The 21073-nt window shown below is 73.7% G+C and carries 17 protein-coding genes; 8 read left to right on the top strand and 9 right to left on the bottom strand.

Annotated features, from left to right (window positions below; genetic code table 11):
• Positions 1 to 8: 8 nt before the first annotated feature.
• Positions 9 to 1445 carry an amidase gene (locus BMW99_RS18220; RefSeq protein WP_075017184.1) on the bottom strand — a complete coding sequence of 479 codons (1437 nt, stop codon included), beginning with the start codon at positions 1443 to 1445 and terminating at the stop codon, positions 9 to 11.
• Positions 1446 to 1662: 217 nt separating this feature from the next.
• Between BMW99_RS18220 and BMW99_RS18215 the strand changes: the two genes are divergently transcribed.
• Positions 1663 to 4413: a penicillin acylase family protein gene (locus BMW99_RS18215; protein ID WP_069466523.1), complete on the top strand. Its 2751-nt coding sequence runs from the start codon at positions 1663 to 1665 to the stop codon at positions 4411 to 4413.
• A gap of 36 nt (positions 4414 to 4449) precedes the next feature.
• On the opposite strand, the gene BMW99_RS18210 is transcribed toward BMW99_RS18215, so the two are convergent.
• A complete protein-coding gene (locus BMW99_RS18210) occupies positions 4450 to 5862 on the bottom strand; it encodes an alpha/beta fold hydrolase (RefSeq protein ID WP_245791522.1) in 1413 nt (470 codons plus the stop codon).
• A 376-nt stretch (positions 5863 to 6238) separates the two neighbouring features.
• Between BMW99_RS18210 and BMW99_RS18205 the strand changes: the two genes are divergently transcribed.
• The 4 genes from BMW99_RS18205 (at position 6239) to BMW99_RS18190 (ending at position 10409) form a co-directional block, all read left to right on the top strand.
• Entirely contained in the window at positions 6239 to 7063 is an 825-nt protein-coding gene (locus BMW99_RS18205; protein ID WP_069466527.1) for an SDR family oxidoreductase, read from the top strand.
• Entirely contained in the window at positions 7060 to 8712 is a 1653-nt protein-coding gene (locus BMW99_RS18200; protein ID WP_069466524.1) for an AMP-binding protein, read from the top strand. The genes BMW99_RS18205 and BMW99_RS18200 overlap by 4 nt, the downstream gene beginning before the upstream one ends.
• Positions 8713 to 8773: 61 nt before the next feature.
• On the top strand, positions 8774 to 9406 hold the full coding sequence (locus tag BMW99_RS18195; protein ID WP_079138918.1) for a TetR/AcrR family transcriptional regulator: 633 nt from the start codon (positions 8774 to 8776) through the stop codon (positions 9404 to 9406).
• 19 nt (positions 9407 to 9425) lie between these two features.
• On the top strand, positions 9426 to 10409 hold the full coding sequence (locus tag BMW99_RS18190) for an NADPH:quinone oxidoreductase family protein (RefSeq protein WP_075017159.1): 984 nt from the start codon (positions 9426 to 9428) through the stop codon (positions 10407 to 10409).
• A 252-nt stretch (positions 10410 to 10661) separates the two neighbouring features.
• Here BMW99_RS18190 and BMW99_RS18185 read toward each other — a convergent pair whose 3' ends face one another.
• Positions 10662 to 11876 (bottom strand): acyl-CoA dehydrogenase family protein, encoded by a 1215-nt coding sequence (locus tag BMW99_RS18185; RefSeq protein WP_075017158.1) that lies wholly within the window; start codon positions 11874 to 11876, stop codon positions 10662 to 10664.
• 7 nt (positions 11877 to 11883) lie between these two features.
• Positions 11884 to 12933 (bottom strand): phosphotransferase family protein, encoded by a 1050-nt coding sequence (locus tag BMW99_RS18180; protein ID WP_075017157.1) that lies wholly within the window; start codon positions 12931 to 12933, stop codon positions 11884 to 11886.
• Between the two features lie 121 nt (positions 12934 to 13054).
• On the opposite strand from BMW99_RS18180, the gene BMW99_RS18175 reads away from it, so the two are divergent.
• On the top strand, positions 13055 to 14380 hold the full coding sequence (locus tag BMW99_RS18175; RefSeq protein ID WP_069467635.1) for a glucarate dehydratase family protein: 1326 nt from the start codon (positions 13055 to 13057) through the stop codon (positions 14378 to 14380).
• Positions 14381 to 14512: 132 nt separating this feature from the next.
• Here the strand turns inward: BMW99_RS18175 and BMW99_RS18170 are convergent, their stop codons facing one another.
• On the bottom strand, positions 14513 to 15910 hold the full coding sequence (locus BMW99_RS18170; protein WP_075017156.1) for a GntP family permease: 1398 nt from the start codon (positions 15908 to 15910) through the stop codon (positions 14513 to 14515).
• Between the two features lie 101 nt (positions 15911 to 16011).
• Complete coding sequence (locus tag BMW99_RS18165; protein WP_075017155.1) at positions 16012 to 16542, bottom strand: gluconokinase; 531 nt, start codon at positions 16540 to 16542, stop codon at positions 16012 to 16014.
• 157 nt (positions 16543 to 16699) lie between these two features.
• On the opposite strand from BMW99_RS18165, the gene BMW99_RS18160 reads away from it, so the two are divergent.
• Positions 16700 to 17437, top strand: coding sequence for a FadR/GntR family transcriptional regulator (locus tag BMW99_RS18160; RefSeq protein ID WP_069467464.1), 738 nt, complete (start codon positions 16700 to 16702; stop codon positions 17435 to 17437).
• Between the two features lie 71 nt (positions 17438 to 17508).
• On the opposite strand, the gene BMW99_RS18155 is transcribed toward BMW99_RS18160, so the two are convergent.
• Positions 17509 to 17973 carry a MarR family winged helix-turn-helix transcriptional regulator gene (locus BMW99_RS18155; protein ID WP_069467465.1) on the bottom strand — a complete coding sequence of 155 codons (465 nt, stop codon included), beginning with the start codon at positions 17971 to 17973 and terminating at the stop codon, positions 17509 to 17511.
• Between the two features lie 141 nt (positions 17974 to 18114).
• Here BMW99_RS18155 and BMW99_RS18150 point away from each other — a divergent pair, with 141 nt between their 5' ends.
• Entirely contained in the window at positions 18115 to 19638 is a 1524-nt protein-coding gene (locus tag BMW99_RS18150) for an MFS transporter (protein WP_069467466.1), read from the top strand.
• Positions 19639 to 20247: 609 nt separating this feature from the next.
• Here the strand turns inward: BMW99_RS18150 and BMW99_RS18145 are convergent.
• Both BMW99_RS18145 and BMW99_RS18140 read right to left on the bottom strand, forming a co-directional pair.
• Positions 20248 to 20583, bottom strand: a complete 336-nt coding sequence (locus BMW99_RS18145) for a DUF202 domain-containing protein (protein ID WP_245791521.1) — start codon at positions 20581 to 20583, stop codon at positions 20248 to 20250.
• Positions 20584 to 20585: 2 nt separating this feature from the next.
• Complete coding sequence (locus BMW99_RS18140; protein WP_245791531.1) at positions 20586 to 20990, bottom strand: YidH family protein; 405 nt, start codon at positions 20988 to 20990, stop codon at positions 20586 to 20588.
• Positions 20991 to 21073: the final 83 nt, after the last annotated feature.

The raw sequence follows: 21073 nt of genomic DNA, 5'->3' as shown, positions 1-21073 counted from the left end.
CCGGCCGGCTAGCGCCACACCTCGGGGTGCCGGTCCGCCCACGGCCGCGCCCGCTCCAGCTGGGCCGACAGCGAGATCAGCGTGGCCTCGTCGCCGTAGCGGCCGCCGAGCATGACGCCGATCGGCAGGCCCTGCTCGGTCCAGTGGAGCGGGACGCTGACCGCGGGCTGGCCGGTGGCGTTGTAGAGCGGGGTGAAGGGCGTGAAGTGCGCCAGGCCGTCGAACTCCGCGGCCGGGTCGGCCTCGTCGCGCAGGCCGCCGACCAGGGCCGGCGGCTGGGCGAGGGTGGGGGACAGGATGACGTCGTACGTGCCCATCAGGGCGTCCGCGATCAGCTGGCCGAGCGCGCGGAAGCCGTAGAGCGCGTTCGCGAAGCCGGGACCGGTCGTCCGGTTGCCGAGGGTGCGCAGGTGCCGGGTCAGCGGCATCAGCCGCTCCTCGTCCTGCGGGGCGACCGGCCACACCGTCGCCATCACCGTCCACACCGTGCTGAACGCGTCGCGCACCGAGTCGTCGACGGGCAGGGCGAGTTCGTCGACCTGGTGGCCGAGGTCGCGCAGCAGCGCGACCGCCGCGTCGTGTGCGGCCCGGCAGTCGGGGTGCAACTCCACGCCGGGCACGGGCGGATCGGGGAGGGCGACGACCTTCAGCGGGCCCGGCTCGCGCCGCGCACAGGCGGCGAACGTCTCGCCGGGCGGCAGCGAGGGCGCGCCGTAGGGGCTGCCGGGCATCGGGCCGGCCAGCACGTCGAGAAGCGCGGCCGCGTCGGCGACCGTGCGGGCGATCGGGCCCGACGTGCTCAGCCCGCTCACGTCGTGCTGCACCGGGCCCGAACTGACGCGGCCGCGGCTGGGCTTGATGCCGAACAGCCCGCACACCGAGGACGGGATGCGGATCGAGCCGCCGCCGTCGCTGCCCTGCGCCAGCGGGGCCAGGCCGCCGGCGACCGCGGCCGCCGCGCCGCCGCTCGACCCGCCCGCGGAGCGCTCCAGGTCCCAGGGCGTCCGGGCGGGCGGCGCGAGGCGGTTCTCGGTGTAGCAAGGCAGGCCGAACTCGGGGGTGTTGGTCTTGCCGAGCAGAACGGTGCCGGCGGCGCGCATCCGGGTCACCACGTGGTCGTCGGTGTCCGGAACGTGGTCCGCGAAGGCCGCGGAACCGAGCGTGCAGCGCACGCCCGCCACGAAGTTGAGGTCCTTGACCGGAACGGGCACGCCGTGCAGCGGGGACAGCTCCCGGCCCTCGCGGCGGGCGGCGAGGGCCTGCGCCTCGGCGTCGGCGGCCTGCTTGCGGGCGATCTCCGGGGTCACGGTGACGAACGCGCCGAGCGTCGCGTCCAGCCGGTCGATCCGGGCCAGGTAGTGCTCGGTGAGCTCCACCGGTGACAGCGAACCGTCCCTGATCGCCGCGCCCTGTTCCACCGCCGTCAGATCGTGCAACTCGCCCATGGCCGTCCCTTCGCCGCCGCCCGCCGGGTGCATCCGGCGCGATCCTCGCACTACCCGCGGGTAGCCGCCAGACCCCGGGCGGCGGCCGCGACGCGGATCGCGGGGCCCGCCGTTCAGGCCACGGCGCCGGTGCGGGGAAAAAGTTGACGTATGTTCATCTTCCGGGGTCGTCGTACCGGCGGTAACCTCCGCGCACCGGCATCCGGAAGGAGCAGACATGCCGCTACGGACCCCACGACGGATCGGCACGCTGAGAACCGTGACCGCGGGCGCCCTACTGGCCCTGACCGCCACCCTGGTGGCCCCGCTGCCCATGGCAGCGCACGCAGCCGATCCCACCACCGACTACTGCGCGAACCAGTGCGCGGACATCCTGCCGCCCGGCGAGAACGGCAACGCCACCCTCGCCGACATCCTCGCCAACAAGGTGCTCGGGACCCGTCCCGCGCACACCATGGACCAGCTCGGCCCGTACTCCTCACTCGCCTCCGGCTACCAGAACCTCAGCGACGCGACGATCACCAACTTCTTCAACAACTCCTCGTTCGGCGTGCCCAGCAGCCAGGTCGCCTCGGTCGAGAACCCGCGCTCGGACGTCACCATCACGCGCGACAAGGCCACCGGCGTCCCCCACATCAAGGGCTCCACGCGGGCCGGCACCGAGTTCGGCGCCGGCTACGCGGCCGGCGAGGACCGGCTGTGGCTGATGGACCTGTTCCGGCACGTCGGGCGCGGCGAGCTGTCGTCGTTCGCCGGCGGCGCGGCCGCCAACCGCGGTCTGGAGCAGGAGTTCTGGCGTCAGGCGCCCTACACCGAGGACGACCTGCAGTCGCAGATCGACTGGCTGTCCACCCAGGGCGGCACCCGTGGCCAGCAGGCGCTCGCCGACGCGCAGTCGTACGTGGACGGCATCAACGCGTACATCACGGCGTCGAAGAACGGCCGCTACTTCCCCGGCGAGTACGTGCTCACCGGGCACGTGGACGCCATCACCAACGCCGGCACCATCGACCCGTTCAAGCTCACCGACCTGATCGCGCTGGCCTCGGTGGTCGGCGCGCTGTTCGGCACCGGCGGCGGGGGAGAGGTGCAGTCGGCGCTGTCGCTGCTGTCCGCGCAGCAGAAGTACGGCACCGACGAGGGCACCAAGGTCTGGGAGTCGTTCCGGGAACGCGACGATCCCGAGGCGGTCTCCACGGTCCACGACGGCAGTTCCTTCCCCTACGCGGGCAAACCCGCGACCGCGCAGGGCGAGGCGCTGCCCGACCCCGGCTCGGTCGTGCAGGAACCGCTGGTCTACGACGCGACGGGCGGCGCCACGCAGGCCACCACCAAGAGCGCGGGCGTGCTGCCGTCGAACCTGTTCTCCGCGCCGCGCAAGGGCATGTCCAACGCGCTGCTGGTCAGCGGAGCACACACCGCCAGCGGCCATCCCGTCGCGGTGTTCGGCCCCCAGACCGGCTACTTCGCGCCCCAGTTGCTGATGCTCCAGGAACTCCAGGGTCCCGGCATCAGCGCGCGCGGGGCGTCCTTCGCGGGCCTGGGCATGTACGTCGAGCTGGGCCGCGGCCAGGACTACGCCTGGAGCGCCACGTCCGCCTCGCAGGACGTCACCGACACCTACGCGGTCGAGCTGTGCCAGGACTCCACGCACTACCTGTACCACGGCAGTTGCGTGCCGATGGAGAAGCTGGAACGCACCAACTCCTGGAAGCCCACCACGGCCGACTCCACACCCGCCGGCTCCTACCGCATGCAGGTGTGGCGCACCGCCTACGGTCCCGTCGAGTACCGCGCGACGGTCGGCGGCAAGCAGGTCGCCTACACCCAACTGCGCAGCTCCTACCGGCACGAGGCCGACTCCATCCTCGGCTTCCAGGAGCTGAACGACCCCGGCTTCGTCCATGACGCCGCCTCGTTCCAGCTGGCCGCGCAGGACATCAACTACACCTTCAACTGGTTCTACGCCGACTCCCGGCAGACCGCCTACTACAACAGCGGCACCAACCCGGTGCGGGCGCCCGGCGTCGACGCGTCGTTCCCCGTGTGGGCGCAGGCCGCCTACGACTGGCGCGGCTGGGACCCGGCCTACAACACCGCCGACTACACGCCGCCGTCCCAGCACCCGCAGTCCGTCAACCAGGACTACTACGTGAGCTGGAACAACAAGCAGGCCCCGGGCTACACCTCGGCCGGGTTCGGCGACGGCTCGGTGCACCGCGCCGACCTGCTGGACGACCGGGTCAAGGCCCTCGTCCAGCAGGGCGGCGTCACGCGGTCCGCCCTGGTCAAGGCCATGGAGGACGCGGCGGTGACCGACCTGCGCGGCGAGGACGTGCTGCCCGAGCTGCTCCAGGTCATCGGCGGCGCCCCGGTCACCGATCCCCAGGAGGCCACCGCCGTCCAGCAGTTGACGACGTGGCGCCAGGACGGGACCAAGCGGCGTGAGACGTCGGCCGGTTCGCACACCTACGCCGACGCCGACGCGATCCGGGTGATGGACGCCTGGTGGCCGCTGCTGATCCAGGGCGAGTTCCAACCGGGCCTGGGCAGCGACCTGTACGGCGCGCTCACCGCCGACCTCGCCGTCGACGAGTCCCCGTCCGCCGGACACGGGCCCACCGGCTCGCACGCGGGCAGCTCGTTCCAGTTCGGCTGGTGGTCCTACGCCGACAAGGACCTGCGGGCGGTGCTCGGCAAGCCCGTCCAGGGCGGGCTCGCCCACACCTACTGCGGTGGCGGGCAGCTGTCGGCCTGCCGCGACATGCTGCTGTCCACCCTCAAGCAGGCCGCGGCCGTCCCCGCCGCCACCGTGTACCCCGGTGACGACGGCGGCTGCTCGGCCGGCGACCAGTGGTGTGCCGACTCGATCGTCCAGCGGCCGCTCGGCGGTGTCACCGACGACCGGATCAGCTGGCAGAACCGGCCGACGTACCAGCAGGTCGTGGAGTTCCCCGCACACCGCTGAGCGGTCGGGCGGGGACGGGGAGCGTGTCGGGCCGGGTCAGGTGACCCGGCCCGACGCGCGCAGCACCAGCCGGGCCAGCTCCTCGTGGCAGATGTCGCTGTGCGCGCCCGAGGGCGGCCCGCCCGAGCAGACCACCGCCGACGCGTCCACGCTCACGCACCCGCCGCCGGGGAACGGGCCCGCCAGCGCGGCCGCGAGGGTCAGCGACGGCGTGCCGGCCATGGCCTGGAAGCCGTCGTGGCCGATCGCGCCCCAGCGGTCGCCGAAGCCCAGCAGCGACTCGTCCTCACCGGCGATGCGCGAGGCCAGCGGATAGAAGACGCCGAGCGCCTGGTCGTGGCTGGAGTGGCAGGCCACCAGCGGTCCGGTGATCCGCTGCTGCATGCCGTGCAGCGCCCCGCCCCTGGCGTCGAACGGCAGCGGGCCGCTGAACGTGTAGTGCGAGAAGGCCCCTTGGAGCAGCGTCACGGAGCCCGCCCGTACGCCCGGCGGCAGCCCGCGCAGCGCGAACGACACCAGCCGCGCGCCGAAGCTGTGCCCCACCAGGTGCACCCGCACTCCCGGGGCCTCGGTCGCCAGGCGGCCGAGCAGCGGCCCGAGGCCCTGCTCGCCGACGGTGCCCGCGCGTCCCTTCATCGCGTAGTACGTGGCCTGCCGCAGCAGTTCCTTCGCGCCGTCCCACACCCGCCGGCCCAGCCCGCCGAGGATCGCCTCGCCCTGGGCGGGCGCGACCGGGCAGCCGACCTGCTCCCGGGCGTCGGCCAGCAGGTCGCACATGGCGACCGCGTCGCCGGCGAGCAGCTGGGGTTCGGCGCCGGCGGCGGAAGCCATGTCGTCGCGGTCGTCGCCGTGCGCGGCCGGGGTGCCCTGGCCGAGCGCCGCGGCGGCGGGCCGCGGGGCGACGCCGGTCAACTGCCGGACCAGGCCCGTGAACTCCGCGAGCCGCTCCGGCTCCTGCGGCTGCTCGGCCAGCAGCCGTGCGAGCGCGGCCACCACGTCCTGGCTCCCGGGGAAGACCGCGACCAGCGCCGCCTGCGTGCGGGCGTCGAGAGCGGGTCCGTCGTCGGTCACGGCGGAGTCCACGGCGGAGTCCACGGCGTCGAACGCGGCGGCGACGGCGGCATGCGGGAAATCGGGGATCGGCTCGTCGCTGAAACGCATCGACGGCCAGTGCACCCCCGCAAAGCCGAACCGTGCCTTGGGGGCCGTGGCCACCAGGGCCGGGAAGGGGGCGTAGAACCGGTCGTACAGCGCGTTCGCCGTCGACAGGTCGTTGTTCCAGCCGTGGGAGAACACCACCAGGTCCGTCAGTCCGCGCGCGCCGGCGAGCAGCGCGTCGCGCTGCAGGGGATCGGGATCGCCGTCCGCGTCGAAGGTCAGGTCCCAGTACGGCTGCACGCTCGTCACTCTCGTCACGTTCGACGTGCCGGCCTCGGTGTCCGCGCTCACGGCTCCCCCTTCACGCGCCGCCGCGCTCCGCACCGGAGCGCCGCGATTGTCCGCTCTGCGCGCATCATTCCCACGCGGGGTGGATTCCGTCCATCCCTCCTACAGGTGAATACGTCCCGGCTACGCACACTCCGGGGTCGCGCTCGCCGTCGGGCCGCGCACCAGCGGCACCAGGCGTGCCGCGCTGCCGCTCCCAGCCCTTCCGTGTGATTGACCGACCGCTTAGTATGCGGATGTGGGCCGGTTCGCGGACCCCCGTGCCGGCGGGCCCGCGACCCACGCGCCGCGGCCGCGCCTCCACGGCCGGCCGCCGGCACGGAACGCCTGAACCGAACGCCTGAACCGAACGCCGAGTCGAAGGAGACACGTCGTGGTCGTGGAAGCGCTGCGCGACGCCCGGGTGGTCGTCACCGGGGCGGGCGGCGGCATCGGAGCCGCGCTCGCCCGCAGATTCGCCGCCGAGGGCGCGCGGGTCGTCGTCAACGACCTGGACGCCGACGCGGCCCGCAAGGTCGCCGACGAGATCGGCGCCGCGGTGGTGCCGGGCGACGCCTCCGGGATCGTGCCCGCGGCCCGCACCGCGCTCGGCGGCGGCATCGACGTCTTCTGCGCCAACGCCGGCGTCGGCACCGGCGGCGGCCCCGAGGCCGAGGACGCCGCGTGGGAACTGGCCTGGGACGTCAACGTGATGGCGCACGTCCGCGCCGCCCGCGCCCTGCTGCCGGAGTGGCTGGAGCGCGGCCAGGGCCGCTTCGTGTCCACCGTCTCCGCCGCCGGCCTGCTGACGATGATCGCCGCCGCACCGTACTCGGTGACCAAGCACGGCGCGCTCGCGTTCGCCGAGTGGCTGTCGCTGACCTACCGCCACCGCGGGGTGCGGGTGCACGCGGTCTGCCCGCAGGGCGTGCGCACCGCGATGCTCGACTCCACCGGCCCGGCCGGCGACCTGGTGCTGACACCGGGCGCCATCGAGCCGGAGGACGTCGCCGAGGCCGTCATGCGGGGCATCGCCGAGGAGCGCTTCCTGATCCTGCCGCACCCCGAGGTCGCCGGGTACTACGCGGCCCGCGCCGCGGAGCCCGAGCGCTGGCTCGGCGGCATGAACAAGCTCCAGCGCGGCTACGAGGCCGTGCTGGCCCGGCAGGCCGGTACCGAGGAGGCCGCGGCCGGCGCCGGCGGCGCGGAAGGGCGGCTCGCATGACCGGATACGCCGACCGTCCCTGGCTCAAGCACTTCACGGAGGAGCAGCGGCAGGACGTCGAGCACCCGCCGTCGGTCCTGCACTCCTTCCTCGACGCCGCCGGGCGCGTCCCCGACCACCAGGCGCTGCGCTACTTCGACGGAGCCCTCGGCTACCGCGAGCTCGACGACCTGTCCGACGGCCTGGCCCGGCACCTGGTGGCGCGCGGCTTCGCCCCGGGCGACCGGCTCGCGGTGATGCTGCAGAACGTGCCGCAGTTCGTCGTCGCGGTGCTCGCCGCGTGGCGGGCCGGCGGCACCGTCGTGCCGGTCAACCCCATGTACCGGCAGGGCGAGCTGGCGCACATCCTCCAGGACGCCGGAGTCGCCGCGATCGTCTGCTCCGAGAGCGCCTGGCACGACTACGTGCGTGCGACCGCGGCCGGATCGCCGGTGCGGATCGCACTGACCGCCAGCGAGTTCGACCTGCAGACGCGCGACGACCCGCGGGTGCTCACCGCGACGCGCCGGCCCGCCGACGACGCGCGGGACCTGCTCGCCGCCGCGCGCGCCGGCGGCCCGGCGTACGACGCGGTGCTGCCCGCGGCCGACGACACCGCGCTGATCAGCTACACCTCGGGGACCAGCGGACGGCCCAAGGGCGCGCGCAACACGCACGGCAACCTCTCCTTCAACGCCCACCGCCAGATCCGTATCCAGGCCCTCGGCGACGACGCGGTGGTGTTCGCGCTCGCCCCGGTCTTCCACATCACCGGCATGGTCTGCCAGCTGTCCGCGGCACTGGCCGCCGGCCACACCCTCGCGCTGGCCTACCGCTTCGAGCCCGGCGTGGTGCTGGACGCGTTCCGCGAGCACCGCCCCGCTTACACCGTCGGCCCGTCCACCGCGTTCATGGCGCTGCTGGCCCGGCCCGACGCCACCGCCGCGGACTTCGCGTCCTTCCGGCTGATCTCGTCCGGCGGCGCGCCGCTGCCGCCCGCGGTCGTGGAGGCGTTCCGCAGCCGCACCGGCGGGCTGTACCTCGCCAACGGCTACGGGCTCACCGAGTGCAGCGCGCCCTGCGCCAGCGTCCCGCCGGGCAGCGAGGCGCCGGTCGACCCGGTCTCCGGCACCCTCGCGGTCGGCGTCCCCGGCCCCGGCACGATGGTCCGCATCCTCGACGACGCCGGCGCCGAGGTGCCGTTCGGCACGCAGGGCGAGATCGCGGTCACCGGCCCGATGGTCGTCCCCGGCTACTGGAACCGGCCCGAGGAGTCCGCGGCCGCGCTGCCGGGGGGTGAACTGCTCACCGGCGACATCGGGTTCATGGACGAGGACGGCTGGCTGTACGTCGTCGACCGCAAGAAGGACATGATCAACGCGTCCGGCTTCAAGGTGTGGCCGCGCGAGGTCGAGGACGTCCTGTACACCCACCCCGCCGTCCGCGAGGCCGCGGTCGTCGGCGTCCCCGACGCCTACCGCGGCGAGAGCGTCAAGGCGTACGTCAGCCTGCGGCCGGGCGCCGACGCCGACCCGGCGGAGATCGTGGCGTACTGCAAGGAGCGGCTGGCGGCGTACAAGTACCCGCGGGAGGTCGAGGTGCTCGGCGACCTGCCGAAGACCGCGACCGGCAAGATCCTGCGGCGCGAACTGAAGGCCCAGGCCGGATAAGGTCCATACCGGTCGGAACGCCGGCGGGCACGGGGCCGGCGGGCAGGAGGAGAGGCAGGCCATGGCACGCAACGCGACGGGCGAGGGCAGCGGTACGGCGAACGGCACGGCGTCCGGAACGGGCGCCGCCGTCCCGGAGCGGCTGCTCGCCGAGGCCACCCGGCTCTTCGCCGAGCGCGGCTACGACCGGACCTCCGTCCAGGAGATCGTCGAGGCGGCGGGCGTCACCAAGGGCGCCCTCTACCACTACTTCGGTTCCAAGGACGACCTGCTGCACGAGATCTACGGCCGCGTCCTGCGGCTGCAGACCGAACGCCTGGACGCGATCGCCGCGCGCGGCACCGACGTCCGCGGGCGGCTCGCGGAGGCCGCCGCGGACGTGGTGGTCACCAGCATCCAGAACCTCGACGACACCAAGATCTTCTTCCGCTCCATGCACCAGCTCAGCCCGGAGAAGCAGAAGGCGGTACGGGCCGAACGCCGCCGCTACCACGAGACGTTCCGCTCGCTGATCGAGGAGGGCCAGCGCGACGGGGTCTTCCGCCCCGAGCCGCGGCCGGACCTCGCGGTCGACTTCTTCTTCGGTTCGGTGCACCACCTCGGCACCTGGTACCACGCGGACGGCCCGCTGTCCGCGGAACAGGTCGCCACCGAGTTCTCCGACCTGCTGCTGCACTCGCTGCAACAGCCCTGACCCCTCCGGGAGTACCGACGTGAAGGCTTGGCGCGTGCACGAGAACGGGGAGCCGCGCGAGGTGATGCGCCTCGACGAGATCCCCACCCCCGAGCCGGGACCCGGGGAGGTGCTGCTGCGGGTCCGCGCCGCCAACGTCAACTTCCCCGACGCGATGCTGTGCCGCGGCCAGTACCAGGTGCGGCCGCCGCTGCCGTTCACCCCCGGGGTGGAGATGTGCGGTGAGGTCGCCGCGCTCGGGGAGGGGGTCACCGGTGTCGCGACCGGCACCCGCGTGATCAGCCAGGCCGCGCTGCCCGGCGGGGCGTTCGCCGAGTACGCGGTCGTGCCCGCGGCCGGGCTGCTGCCGGCGCCCGGGGCGCTGGACGACGAGGAGGCCGCGGCGCTCTACATCGGCTACCAGACGGGCTGGTTCGGCCTGCACCGCAGGGCGGCGCTGCGGCCCGGCGAGACCCTGCTGGTCCATGCCGCCGCGGGCGGCGTGGGCAGTGCCGCGGTCCAGCTCGGCAAGGCCGCGGGGGCCACCGTGATCGGTGTCGTCGGCGGGCCGGAGAAGGCGAAGGCCGCGGCCGCGCTGGGTGCCGACGTGGTGGTCGACCGCACACGCGAGGACTTCGTGGCCGTCGTCAAGGAGGTGACGGGCGGGCGCGGCGCGAACGTGGTGTACGACCCGGTCGGCGGGGAGTCCTACACGCGCTCCACCAAGTGCGTCGCCTTCGAGGGGCGGATCGTGGTGGTCGGCTTCGCCGGCGGGACGATTCCCGCGCCTGGTCTCAACCATGCGCTGGTGAAGAACTACTCCATCCTCGGGCTGCACTGGGGGCTGTACACCCGCCACGACCCGGTGGCGGTGGGGCAGGCCCACGAGGAGATCGCGGCGCTCGCGGCCGAGGGTCTGGTGAAGCCGCTGGTGTCCGAGCGGCTGCCGCTGTCCGCCGCGGCGGACGCGGTCCACCGCGTCGCCGAGGGCTCCACCATCGGCCGCCTCACCCTCACCCCGTAGGACCCCCGCCCTCCCCGGGCGCAGGGTTCGCCCTGCCGGGGCCTGGGGGTTCGCCTTGCCCGGGCGTGGGCGCACCCTGCCGGAGCCCGAGGTTCGCCCTGTGCGGGCGAGGGACCCCGCGCCCCTATCGGGGCGGAGCCTCGCCCGTGACGACGGGCGAAGCCCTCCCGCCCGGGACGGGCTAACCCCAGCCCGGGACGGGCTAACCCCCCGCCCGGGAGGGGCGAACCGTGGGGCGGGGGTGACCGAGCGTCAAGCGAAGCGGCGGAGCTCGCGGCGAGCGAGCGAACGCTTGTGGACCTCGTCGGGGCCGTCGGCCAGACGCAGCGTCCTCGCCGCGGCCCAGAGCTGGGCGAGCGGGAAGTCCTGGCTGACGCCACCCGCGCCGTGCGCCTGGATCGCGCGGTCGACGATCCGCTGCACCGCCGCGGGCGTGGCGATCTTGATCGCCTGGATCTCGGTGTGCGCGCCCTGGTTGCCGACCGTGTCCATCAGCCACGCGGTCTTGAGCACGAGCAGCCGCAACTGCTCGATCTCCACGCGCGCTTCGGCGATCCACTCCTGGACCACGCCCTGCGCGGCCAGCGGCTTGCCGAACGCCGTGCGGCTCGTGACGCGGCGGCACATCAGCTCGAGTGCCCGCTCGGCCATGCCGATCAGCCGCATGCAGTGGTGGATGCGGCCCGGACCCAGCCGGGCCTGGGCGATGGCGAACCCGCCGCCCTCCTCGCCGATGAGGTTCTCCACCGGGACCCGCACGTCGTGGAAGACCACCTCGGCGTGGCCGCCGTGGTCGCCGTCGTCGTAGCCGAACACCTCCATGCCGCGCCGGACTTCGATGCCCGGGGTGTCCCGGGGGACGAGGATCTGGCTCTGCTGGCGGTGCCGGTCGGCCGACGGGTCGGTCTTGCCCATGACGATGAACACCGCGCACTTGGGGTTCATCGCCCCGGAGATGTACCACTTGCGGCCGTTGATGACGTAGTGGCCGCCGTCGCGCTCGATCCGCGTCTCGATGTTGGTCGCGTCCGAGGAGGCGACCTCCGGCTCGGTCATGGCGAAGGCCGACCTGATCTCGCCCGCCAGCAGCGGCTCCAGCCACTCCTTGCGCTGCGCGGGCGTGCCGAACTCGGCCAGCACCTCCATGTTCCCGGTGTCCGGGGCCGCGCAGTTGAGGGCGGGCGGCGCCAGGTGCGGGCTGCGGCCGGTGAGTTCGGCCAGCGGCGCGTACTGCAGGTTCGTCAGGCCCGCGCCGCGTTCGCCGGGCAGGAAGAGGTTCCACAGGCCCTGCCGGCGGGCCTCGGCCTTGAGGTCCTCCACCACGGGCGGCGCCGTCCAGCGCGCGTCGCCCTCGGCGCCCGCCCGCTGCTCGGCGAAGACCGGCTCGGCGGGGTACACGTGCTGGTCGAGGAACGTCCGGAGCCGCTCCTGCAGTTCCAGCGTCCTGCTGTCGTATGCGAAGTCCATGGTGGTCTCAGCCCTCCTGCGGGTGCGGCGGTCGGACGTCCCGGAGCTTGTGCAGGCCGCGCTCGATGAAGACCGGGACGACGGCGCCGATCCGGTCGAAGCCGGGGCCGAGCGTCTGGCCGAGGGTCCAGCGGTAGTGGATGCCCTCGAGGATCACGGCGAGCTTGAAGTAGGCGAAGCCGGTGTACCAGTCGACGGCCGACACGTCCCGGCCCGAGCGCCGCGCGTAGTGCTCGACGACCTCGTCGGGGGTGGGGTGGCCCGGCGCGCCGCTGGGCGTGGGGACGGGGAAGTCGGGGATGTCGTGCTGCTCGCCGTACATCACCAGCAGGCCGATGTCGGTGAGCGGGTCGCCGAGCGTGGACATCTCCCAGTCCAGGACGGCGCTGAGCCGGTCGTCCGCGTCGAACAGGACGTTGTCCAGGCGGTAGTCGCCGTGCACGACGGCCGGCGCGGGGGAGACCGGCATGGCGCGGCCGAGTGACGCGTGCAGCTCGTCGATGCCGGGCAGTTCGCGGCTGCGCGAGGCGTCGAGCTGCTTGCCCCAGCGGCGCAGCTGGCGGTCGAGGAAGCCCTCGGGCCGCCCGAAGTCGTCGAGGCCGACCTCCGCGGGGTCCACGGCGTGCAGGTCGACGAGCGTGTCGACCAGGGTGAGCGCGACGGCCCGGGTCCGCTCGGGGCCGAGGTCGGTGAGCTGCTGGGCCGTCCGGTACGGCGTCCCGGGCATGCACTCCATGACGTAGAAGGGCGCGCCGATCACCTCGGGGTCCTCGCACAGCAGCACCGTGCCGGGCACGGGCACCGGCGTCGGGGCCAGCGCGGTGATGACCCGGTGCTCGCGGGCCATGTCGTGCGCGGTGGCCAGCACGTGGCCGAGCGGGGGGCGTCTGACCACGAGCTGGGTGACGCCGTCGGTGACGTGGTAGGTGAGGTTGGACCGGCCGCCCTCGATGCGGCGCGCCCGCAGCTCTCCCGACACCAGGCCGGGCCGTTCGAGGTCGAGGTGCTGCCGCAGCCGGCCGAGGTCCAGACCCCGCGGGGTGTCGGTATCACTCATGCGGAAATCGTACCGACTGGTCGGTATGCAGTCCAGTTCCCCTGGACGCCTCGCCGGGCCGCGTTGACGGCGGAGGGCGGCCCGCCTACTCTCTGGACTTATGGGTGAACAGGATTCACATATGAAGACAGCTTCGTCGTCCGGATCACCGGGTCCCGCCGGGGCGCTCTCCGTCGCCGAAGTACGGCTGACCCCCATCCTGATCGCCGACCCGCCGCTGCTCAACACCCAGGGCGTCCATCAGCCCTACACCCCGCGTCTCATCATCGAGGTGGTCACCTCCGACGGGACCATCGGGGTGGGTGAGACGTACGGCGACACCCGTTACCTCGACCTCGCCGCGCCGCTGGCCAAGGCCCTTCCGGGGCACCCGGTCAGCGATCTGAACGGGCTGTTCACCCTCGCCGAGCAGGTGTGCGGCGCTCCCGCCGAGGTGTCCGACTCCGTCGACGTCGGCGGGCTGCGCGGCGTGCAGACCGCGGACAAGCTCCGGCTGTCGGTGATCTCCGGGTTCGAGGTGGCCTGCCTGGACGCGCTCGGCAAGGCGACCGGGCTCCCGGTGCACGCGCTGCTGGGCGGCAAGGTCCGCGACGCCGTCGACTACAGCGCGTACCTCTTCTACCGCTACGCCGAACACCCGCAGGGCCAGGGCGAGTCCGACGGCTGGGGCGCGGCCCTCGACCCCGCCGGTGTGGTCGCCCAGGCCCGCCGCTTCGCCGACCGCTACGGCTTCGGCTCGTTCAAGCTCAAGGGCGGCGTCTTCCCGCCCGAGCAGGAGATCGCCGCGATCCGCGCGCTGGCCGCCGCGTTCCCCGGCCGCCCGCTGCGCCTGGATCCCAACGGCGCCTGGTCGGTGGAGACGTCGCTGGCGGTCGCCCGCGAACTGGCCGACGTCCTGGAGTACCTGGAGGACCCCGCCAGCACGACCGAGCGGATGGCGCAGGTCGCGGCCGGCACGCAGGTGCCGCTGGCCACCAACATGTGCGTGACGACCGTCCCGGAGATCGAGGAGGCGTTCCGCCGCGGCGCCGTCCAGGTGGTGCTCTCCGACCACCACTACTGGGGCGGACTGCGCAGGACCCAGCAGCTCGCGGCGATCTGCCGGGCGTTCGGAGTGGGCCTGTCCATGCACTCCAACACCCATCTGGGCATCAGCCTGGCCGCCATGACCCACGTCGCGGCGACCGTGCCGAACCTCGACTACGCCTGCGACTCGCACTACCCGTGGCAGACCGAGGACGTCATCACCGAGCGGCACGTGTTCACCGGCGGCGCGCTGACCGTCTCCGACCGGCCGGGCCTCGGCGTCGAACTGGACCGTGAGGCCCTGCGGGCCCTGCACCGGCGCTGGCTGGACGACGACGGCAGCATGCGCGAGCGCGACGACGCGGCGGCCATGCGCAAGGCCGACCCCGACTGGCGGACCCCGCAGGTGCCCCGCTGGTGAACCCGCGCCGCCGGTGGGTCCGGCGGCACCACCACCCGGGCACGCGAAGGGCGGGCGGTGGACGTGTCCCGCACGTCCACCGCCCGCCCTTCGCGTGCCCGGGGACGCCCGCGGCGGGCGTCCCCGGTGGCGTCACACCACGAGCGACAGCAGCATCACGAAGCCGAGCGCGACCACCGAGATCACCGTCTCCATCACCGACCAGGTCTTGAGCGTCTGCGGGATGTCCATCCCGAAGTACTCCTTGACCAGCCAGAAACCGGCGTCGTTGACGTGCGAGAAGAACAGCGAGCCGGCGCCGACCGCGAGCACCAGCAGCGCCGTGTGGGTGCCGGACATCGTCGCCGCCAGCGGCGCGACCAGGCCCGACGCCGAGATGATCGCCACGGTCGCGGAGCCGGTGGCGACCCGGATCAGCACCGCGATGAGCCAGCCGAGCAGCAGTGCCGATATGTGCCAGCCGTGCGACCAGTCGAGGATCATGGTGCCGACCCCGCAGTCGATCAGGGTCTGCTTGAAGCCGCCGCCGGCGCCGACGATCAGCAGGATGCCCGCGATCGGGCCCAGCGAGGAGTCGACGGTGGCGGAGATGCGGTCCTTGGTGAAACCGGCCGCCCGGCCCAAGGTGAACATGGCCACCACGACGGCCGCGAGCAACGCGATCAGCGGCGTGCCGATCACGTCGAACACCCGGTAGACCAGGCTGGACTTGTCGTCCACGACGACATCGACGAGCGCCTTGGAGAGCATCAGTACCACCGGCAGCAGCATCGTGCCGACGGTCGCCGCGAAGCTCGGCCGCCGCTCCAGGTCGTCGGACGCGCGGGCCGGCGTCATCCGGTCCGGCGGCGTGACGTCCACCCAGCCCGCGGCGACCCGGCCGAAGAGCGGGCCGGCGATCGCCAGCGTCGGCAGCGCCACCAGCACGCCCAGCGCCAGAGTGGTGCCGAGGTCGGCGTGGATCGCGTCGATCGCGGCCAGCGGCCCGGGGTGCGGCGGCACCAGGCCGTGCATCACCGACAGGCCCGCGAGCGCAGGGATGCCGATCCGCACCAGCGACTGCCCGCTGCGCCTGGCCACCAGCAGCACCACCGGGACGAGCAGCACGATGCCGACCTCGAAGAACAGCGGCAGTCCGATCAGGCCGGCGATCAGCGCCATCGCCCACGGCAGCCGCTTCTCCCCGGTCCGCGCCAGGATCGTGTCGACGATCTGGTCCGCCCCGCCGGAGTCCGCCAGCAGCTTGCCGAGGATCGCGCCCAGCGCGATCAGCGTGCCGACGCTCGCCACCGTCGACCCGAGGCCGGTGGTGAAGCTGGTGACGGTGTCGGCGAGCGACGCGCCCGCGACCACGCCGAGCACGCCCGATCCGATGGTCAGGGCCAGGAAGGCGTGCATCTTCCAGCGGGTGATCAGCAGCACGATCACGGCGATGCCGGCCAGTGCGGCCAGCGCGAGCCGCGTGTGGCCGGCGTCGGCGATCGGGGGCGGCGCGGCGGCGGCCAGCAGCTCGACGCTGAGTGCGGACACGGGGAACTCCAAGGGGACGGGGGCAGGCGGAACGTGCGTGGGGGGAGGTGCGGGGTGTCAGACGAGGACGTCCGAGCGGGTCCGGGACCCGGGCCGGGACGTCACACGGCGCCCGCGTGGCCGGGCAGCGCGGCCAGGGCCGCGTCGGCGATCTGCTGCGGACCGCCGGTGACGGGCACCACCGCGCCGGCCTCGTCCGGCTCCAGCGGCTCCAGCGCCTCGAACTGCGAGGCCAGCAGCCCGGACGGCATGAAGTGCTGCATCCGGGCGGCCAGCCGGGAGGCGATCAGCTCGGGCGAGCCGTCGAGGTGGAGGAAGAACAGGCCGGGCGCGGACGCGCGGAGCCGGTCGCGGTAGCGGCGGCGCAGCGCCGAGCAGCTGACGACCCCGCCGCGGTCGCCGCGTTCGGCGATCCAGGCGGCGATGGCGTCGAGCCACGGGGCCCGGTCGGAGTCGTCCAGCGGATGCCCGGCGGACATCTTGGCGATGTTGGCCGGCGGGTGGAAGTCGTCGGCCTCCGCGTAGGGGACACCGAGCCGCTCCGCCAGCAGGCCGCCGACCGTGGACTTGCCGGAACCGGACACGCCCATGACGACGATCACGGGGACCGGCTCGGGAACGGCGGCCGTCATGCTTCCTACCTCCTTGTCGGACACCGCCGGCCGGCGTCAGGCAGGCCCCGTCCGGCGGTGTGGCGACCACTGAACACCCATTGGTAGTACTTATTCAAGAGCGTGTGATCTAAAAGTCATATGACTGTGCTGACGTGGTGCCCTCTACGCTTGGCTCATGCCTCAGCAGGAATCGCCGCGGGACCGGCGGGAACGGGACGAGACCGGCGGCGGTCTGCACTCCCGGGTGCTGGCCGAACTCGGGCCGGCCATCGCCTCCGGTGAGCACCCGCCCGGCACGGTGCTGCGGATCGACGAACTGGAGGCGCGCTACGGCGTCTCGCGCACCGTGGTCCGCGAGGCCGTGCGGGTGCTGGAGGCGATGCACCTGGTGGAGTCACGTCGCCGCGTGGGCATCACCGTGCGGCGCACGGAGGAGTGGAACGTCTTCGACCCGGCGGTGATCCGCTGGCGGCTGGCCGGCGCCGACCGCTCGCGGCAGCTGAAGTCGCTGACCACCCTGCGGACCGCCGTCGAACCCGTCGCCGCGGGCCTGGCCGCCGACGCGGCCACACCCGGGCAGTGCCGCGAACTGACCGTGCTCGCCGCGGAGATGGCCGCCGCCGGACGGGCGGCCGACCTGGCCGCCTACCTCGTGCACGACATCGCGTTCCACCGGGTGGTGCTGGAGGCCTCCGGCAACGAGATGTTCGCCCGGCTCGGGGACGTGGTGGCCGAGGTGCTCACCGGCCGCACCGAACACCACGTCATGTTCACCGCACCCGACCCCGAGGCGGTCACCCTGCACGTCCGGGTCGCCGAGGCCGTCCGTGCGCGGGACGCCGTCGCCGCGGAGTCCCTGATGCGTGAGATCTGCGTCGGCGCGCTGCGCGAGCTGGACATCCTGGCGCCGTAGCCCGCGCGGCCCGCCCCTCGGCGGGGCGGACGGCCGACGGTGTAGCCGTCGTCGGCCGTCGTCAGCCGTCGTCAGCCGTCCAAGGCGGGACGCATCTTCTCCACGAGCGCGTACAGGGCGGCGCGTTCGGCGGGGTCCAGCACGTCGAGGGCGCGGTGCAGGGCGTGCATCTCCGCGCGGACGCGGCGCACCGTCTCCTGGCCCTCCGGGGTCGCGATCACGCGCTTCACGCGGCGGTCGCGCGGGTCCGGCTCGCGCCGGGCGAGGCCCTGGGCCTCCAGCCGGTCGACGATGCCGGTGACGTTCGACGCGTCACACCCGAGCAGGGCCGCGAGCTCCCGCATCGGCAGCGGCCGCACCAGCTGGCCGAGCAGCTTGGCCTGCATCGACGTCAGCCCCTCGTGGGCGGCCGCGACCTGGAAGTCCCGCCACTGCGCGCCCGCGAGCACCGCGAGCGACTCCAGCAGGTCGTGGGTCGCCGGCGGGGAGGGCGCCGGAGCCCCGGAAGGCGCAGGAGGTGGGGCCGTGGCGGTCATGCCGTCAGCGTACCCGCGGAAGCTTCACGTCATCAATCATTCGCTTGACGTCCTTAACTATTGACGTCTACCGTCGTTTCTCGTCAATTGCTTGGCAACCTCAAGTATCCAGGACATGAAGGACCGAAGGACGTCCCCACGATGAGCTCCGCACCGCCCTCCGCACCGGCCACCGGCAGGACGGCCACCGTCTTCGCCCTCAGCCTCGCCGCGATGGTCGTGTCGATGATGCAGACGCTGGTGGTGCCGATCCTCGGCCTGATCCAGACGAGCCTGCACACCACCACGGCCAACGCCAGCTGGGTCACGACCGCCACCCTGCTGTCCGCCGCGGTCTTCACCCCGGTGCTCGGCCGGTTCGGCGACCAGCACGGCAAGAAGGGCACCCTCATCGGCGTGCTCGTCGTGCTGATCGCCGGCACCGTGCTGTCCGCCGTGACGCACTCGCTGCTGTGGCTGATCGTCGGCCGCGTGCTCCAGGGCGCCGCCACCGCGATCTTCCCGCTCGCGCTGTCGATCCTGCGCGAGGAGGTCGAGCCGCGGAAGCTGCCCGGCGCCATGGCCGTCGCCAGTGGCGCCTTCGCGTTCGGCAGCGGCATCGCGCTCGTGGCCACCGGCCTCCTCACCTCGGGCTCCCACCCCGACTACCGCAGCGCCTTCTGGCTGGCCACCGGCATGGCCGTGCTGGTCCTCATCGCCGTGGTCACGCTGGTGCCCGCCACCCGCCACAAGACCGGCGGCCGCACCGACGTGCTCGGCACCCTGACGCTGGCCGCCACGCTGGTGCTGCTCCTGCTGCCCATCACGCAGGGCCACGAGTGGGGCTGGTCCTCCGGCCGCACCCTCGGCACCTTCGCCGGCGCCGTCGTCATGGGCGCGGTGTGGGTCCTGGTCGAGCGCAAGGTCAGCGAACCGCTCGTCGACATGCGGATGTTCGTCCACCGCCCGGTGCTGTTCGCCAACGTCGCCGGACTCCTCGTCGGCTTCGGCGCGTTCGTCCTGTTCATCGGCGTGTCCTACCTCGCGCAGATGCCGTCGTCGATCCTCGGCTACGGCTTCGACGCCAGCGTGCTGCGCGCGTCCGTCGAGTACCTGCTGCCCAGCACCCTGGTGTCGCTGGTCGCCGCGCCCGTCGGCGGTCAGCTCGTCCGGCGCCACGGACCCCGCGTGGTCCTCGCGCTCGCCGCGCTGGCCGGCGCCGCCGGCTTCGGCTGGCTGGTCGCGGACCACGGCCACACCTTCTCGGTGATCGGCTCCGGCGCGCTCGTCGGCGTCGCGATCGCCTTCGGCTACGCCGCGATGCCCGCGATCATCGTCGGCAGCGTCCCGCGCCACCAGACCGGCATCGCCAACGGCATCAACTCGATCTCCCGGTCCACCGGCAGCGCGATCGGCAGCGCGGTCGTCACCACCGTCCTCGCCTCGAAGACCGCGCCCCACCTGCCGCCGGGCGTCCCGCCGCTGCCCGCGCAGTCGCAGTACACGCTCAGCTTCGCCATCGCCGGAGTGGCCCTCGCGCTCGTCGCCGTGGTCGCCTGGGCCGGCCTGCGCCACATCCACGTCGCCCCGCACCACGCGCAGCCGGCCGCGGCCGGTGGCGGGACCGCGGACGCGGCTGACGCCGCGAGCCCCGGCCGCGAGGCCGCGTCCTCCACGAGCGCGTAGGGCCCCTCCACGGGTCGAGACGCGGTGATCCGCAACCCGAAGGCCGGCCGCCACCGGCGGGGCGGCGGATCACCGCGGTGCCGCCACCGGCGGGGCGGCGGATCTCCACACAGTGCGTAGGTGGCCGCGCGGGGCCACCGGACCTCGGGGGAGGGGGCCACGCCCCGGCCCGGGGGGCCGACGAGGCGTCGCCGAGCCCGGCGGGGCGGCTGGGTGGGGCCCCACTGCGAACGGCCGAGCCCGGCGCAGTGGCCGGGTACGGCGTCGTCGCCGTGAACGGTCGAGCGCGGTGGGGTCGCGCGGGTGCGGTCATCGTGCCGGCGCCGGGCGCCGGGCCGGAGCGGAGAGCCGGATGGGGGCCACGGCACCGCGGTGGCCCGGCGGAGTGGCCGGGCAGGGCGTCGTCGCTGTGAACCGTTCAGCCCGGTAGGGCGCATGCCCGGTCGCCGTGGCGGTGTCGTCGTGTCGTGCCGGGAGGCCGGGCGGGGCGCCGGCGTCGCGCCGTCGGAGACCGGGACGGGGCGCCGGGCAGGAGGTCGAGGTGAAGGGATGAGCCCGGCGGATCGTGTCGGGTCCGTCCTCGTCAGGGCCGGGCGGCCGGGTGGCCCGTCACCACACGACGGCCGCGCCGAACACCGCCAGCGCGAGCATGCAGGCGGCCACGGCCAGCGCGGTGGGCGGTGGCATCGCGGCCGGGCGGGCGGCGCCCAGGCGCTGGATGCGCAGGTGGGCGACCAGGAGGAACGCCAGGAAGGCGAGCACCGCGAGGCCCACGGCGGCGACCGACAGGGCGGACGCGCCCGAGCGCACGGCTTGGCGCAGCGCGAGGATTGCGGTGACCAGGCAGGTCAGGGTCGTGCGGCGCCAGGCCAGGCGGGTGCGTTCCGGCTGGAGCCCGGGGTCGCGGTCCGTCTCGACGGGCGGCACCCCAGACGGGGGCGGCACCGTCAGCCCGCCCAGCCGGCGAGCACCACGGTCACCATGGCGATCGCGAGCACGGCGACCACGACCGCGAGCGCGGCCGGGAAGCGGGACACCGGCAGGTTGGTGCCGAGCCGCATCGCCCGCTCGCAGCGCACCCAGTGGTTGACCGCCCGCAGCGTGCACGCCACGCCCGCCGCGAGCAGCCCGAGCGACAGCACCAGGCGGGCCCAGTGGGTGAGGTGGTCGGTGAGGAACTGGTCGACGGCGAAACCGCCGCCGATCAGCGCGAGCGCCGTACGGATCCAGGCCAGGAACGTCCGCTCGTTCGCGAGCGAGAAGCGGTAGTCGGGGGTGGTGCCCTCGTCCTGCACCCGGGCCGGCGCGAACCACAGCAGCACCGAGTCCCGGGCGGCGCGCAGCCGGCCGATATCGCTCACCCGACCACCCTAACCAGGGCCTGCCCGCGCCACCCGGCGGCCCACCCGTCCTGGTCGCCCGGCCCGCGCCCGGT

The sequence above is a fragment of the Actinacidiphila rubida genome, assembly GCF_900110255.1.
Lineage (GTDB): Bacteria > Actinomycetota > Actinomycetes > Streptomycetales > Streptomycetaceae > Actinacidiphila > Actinacidiphila rubida.
The sequence above is the reverse complement of the archived record's forward strand: the minus strand, read 5'-3'. Positions and strand labels throughout refer to the sequence as shown.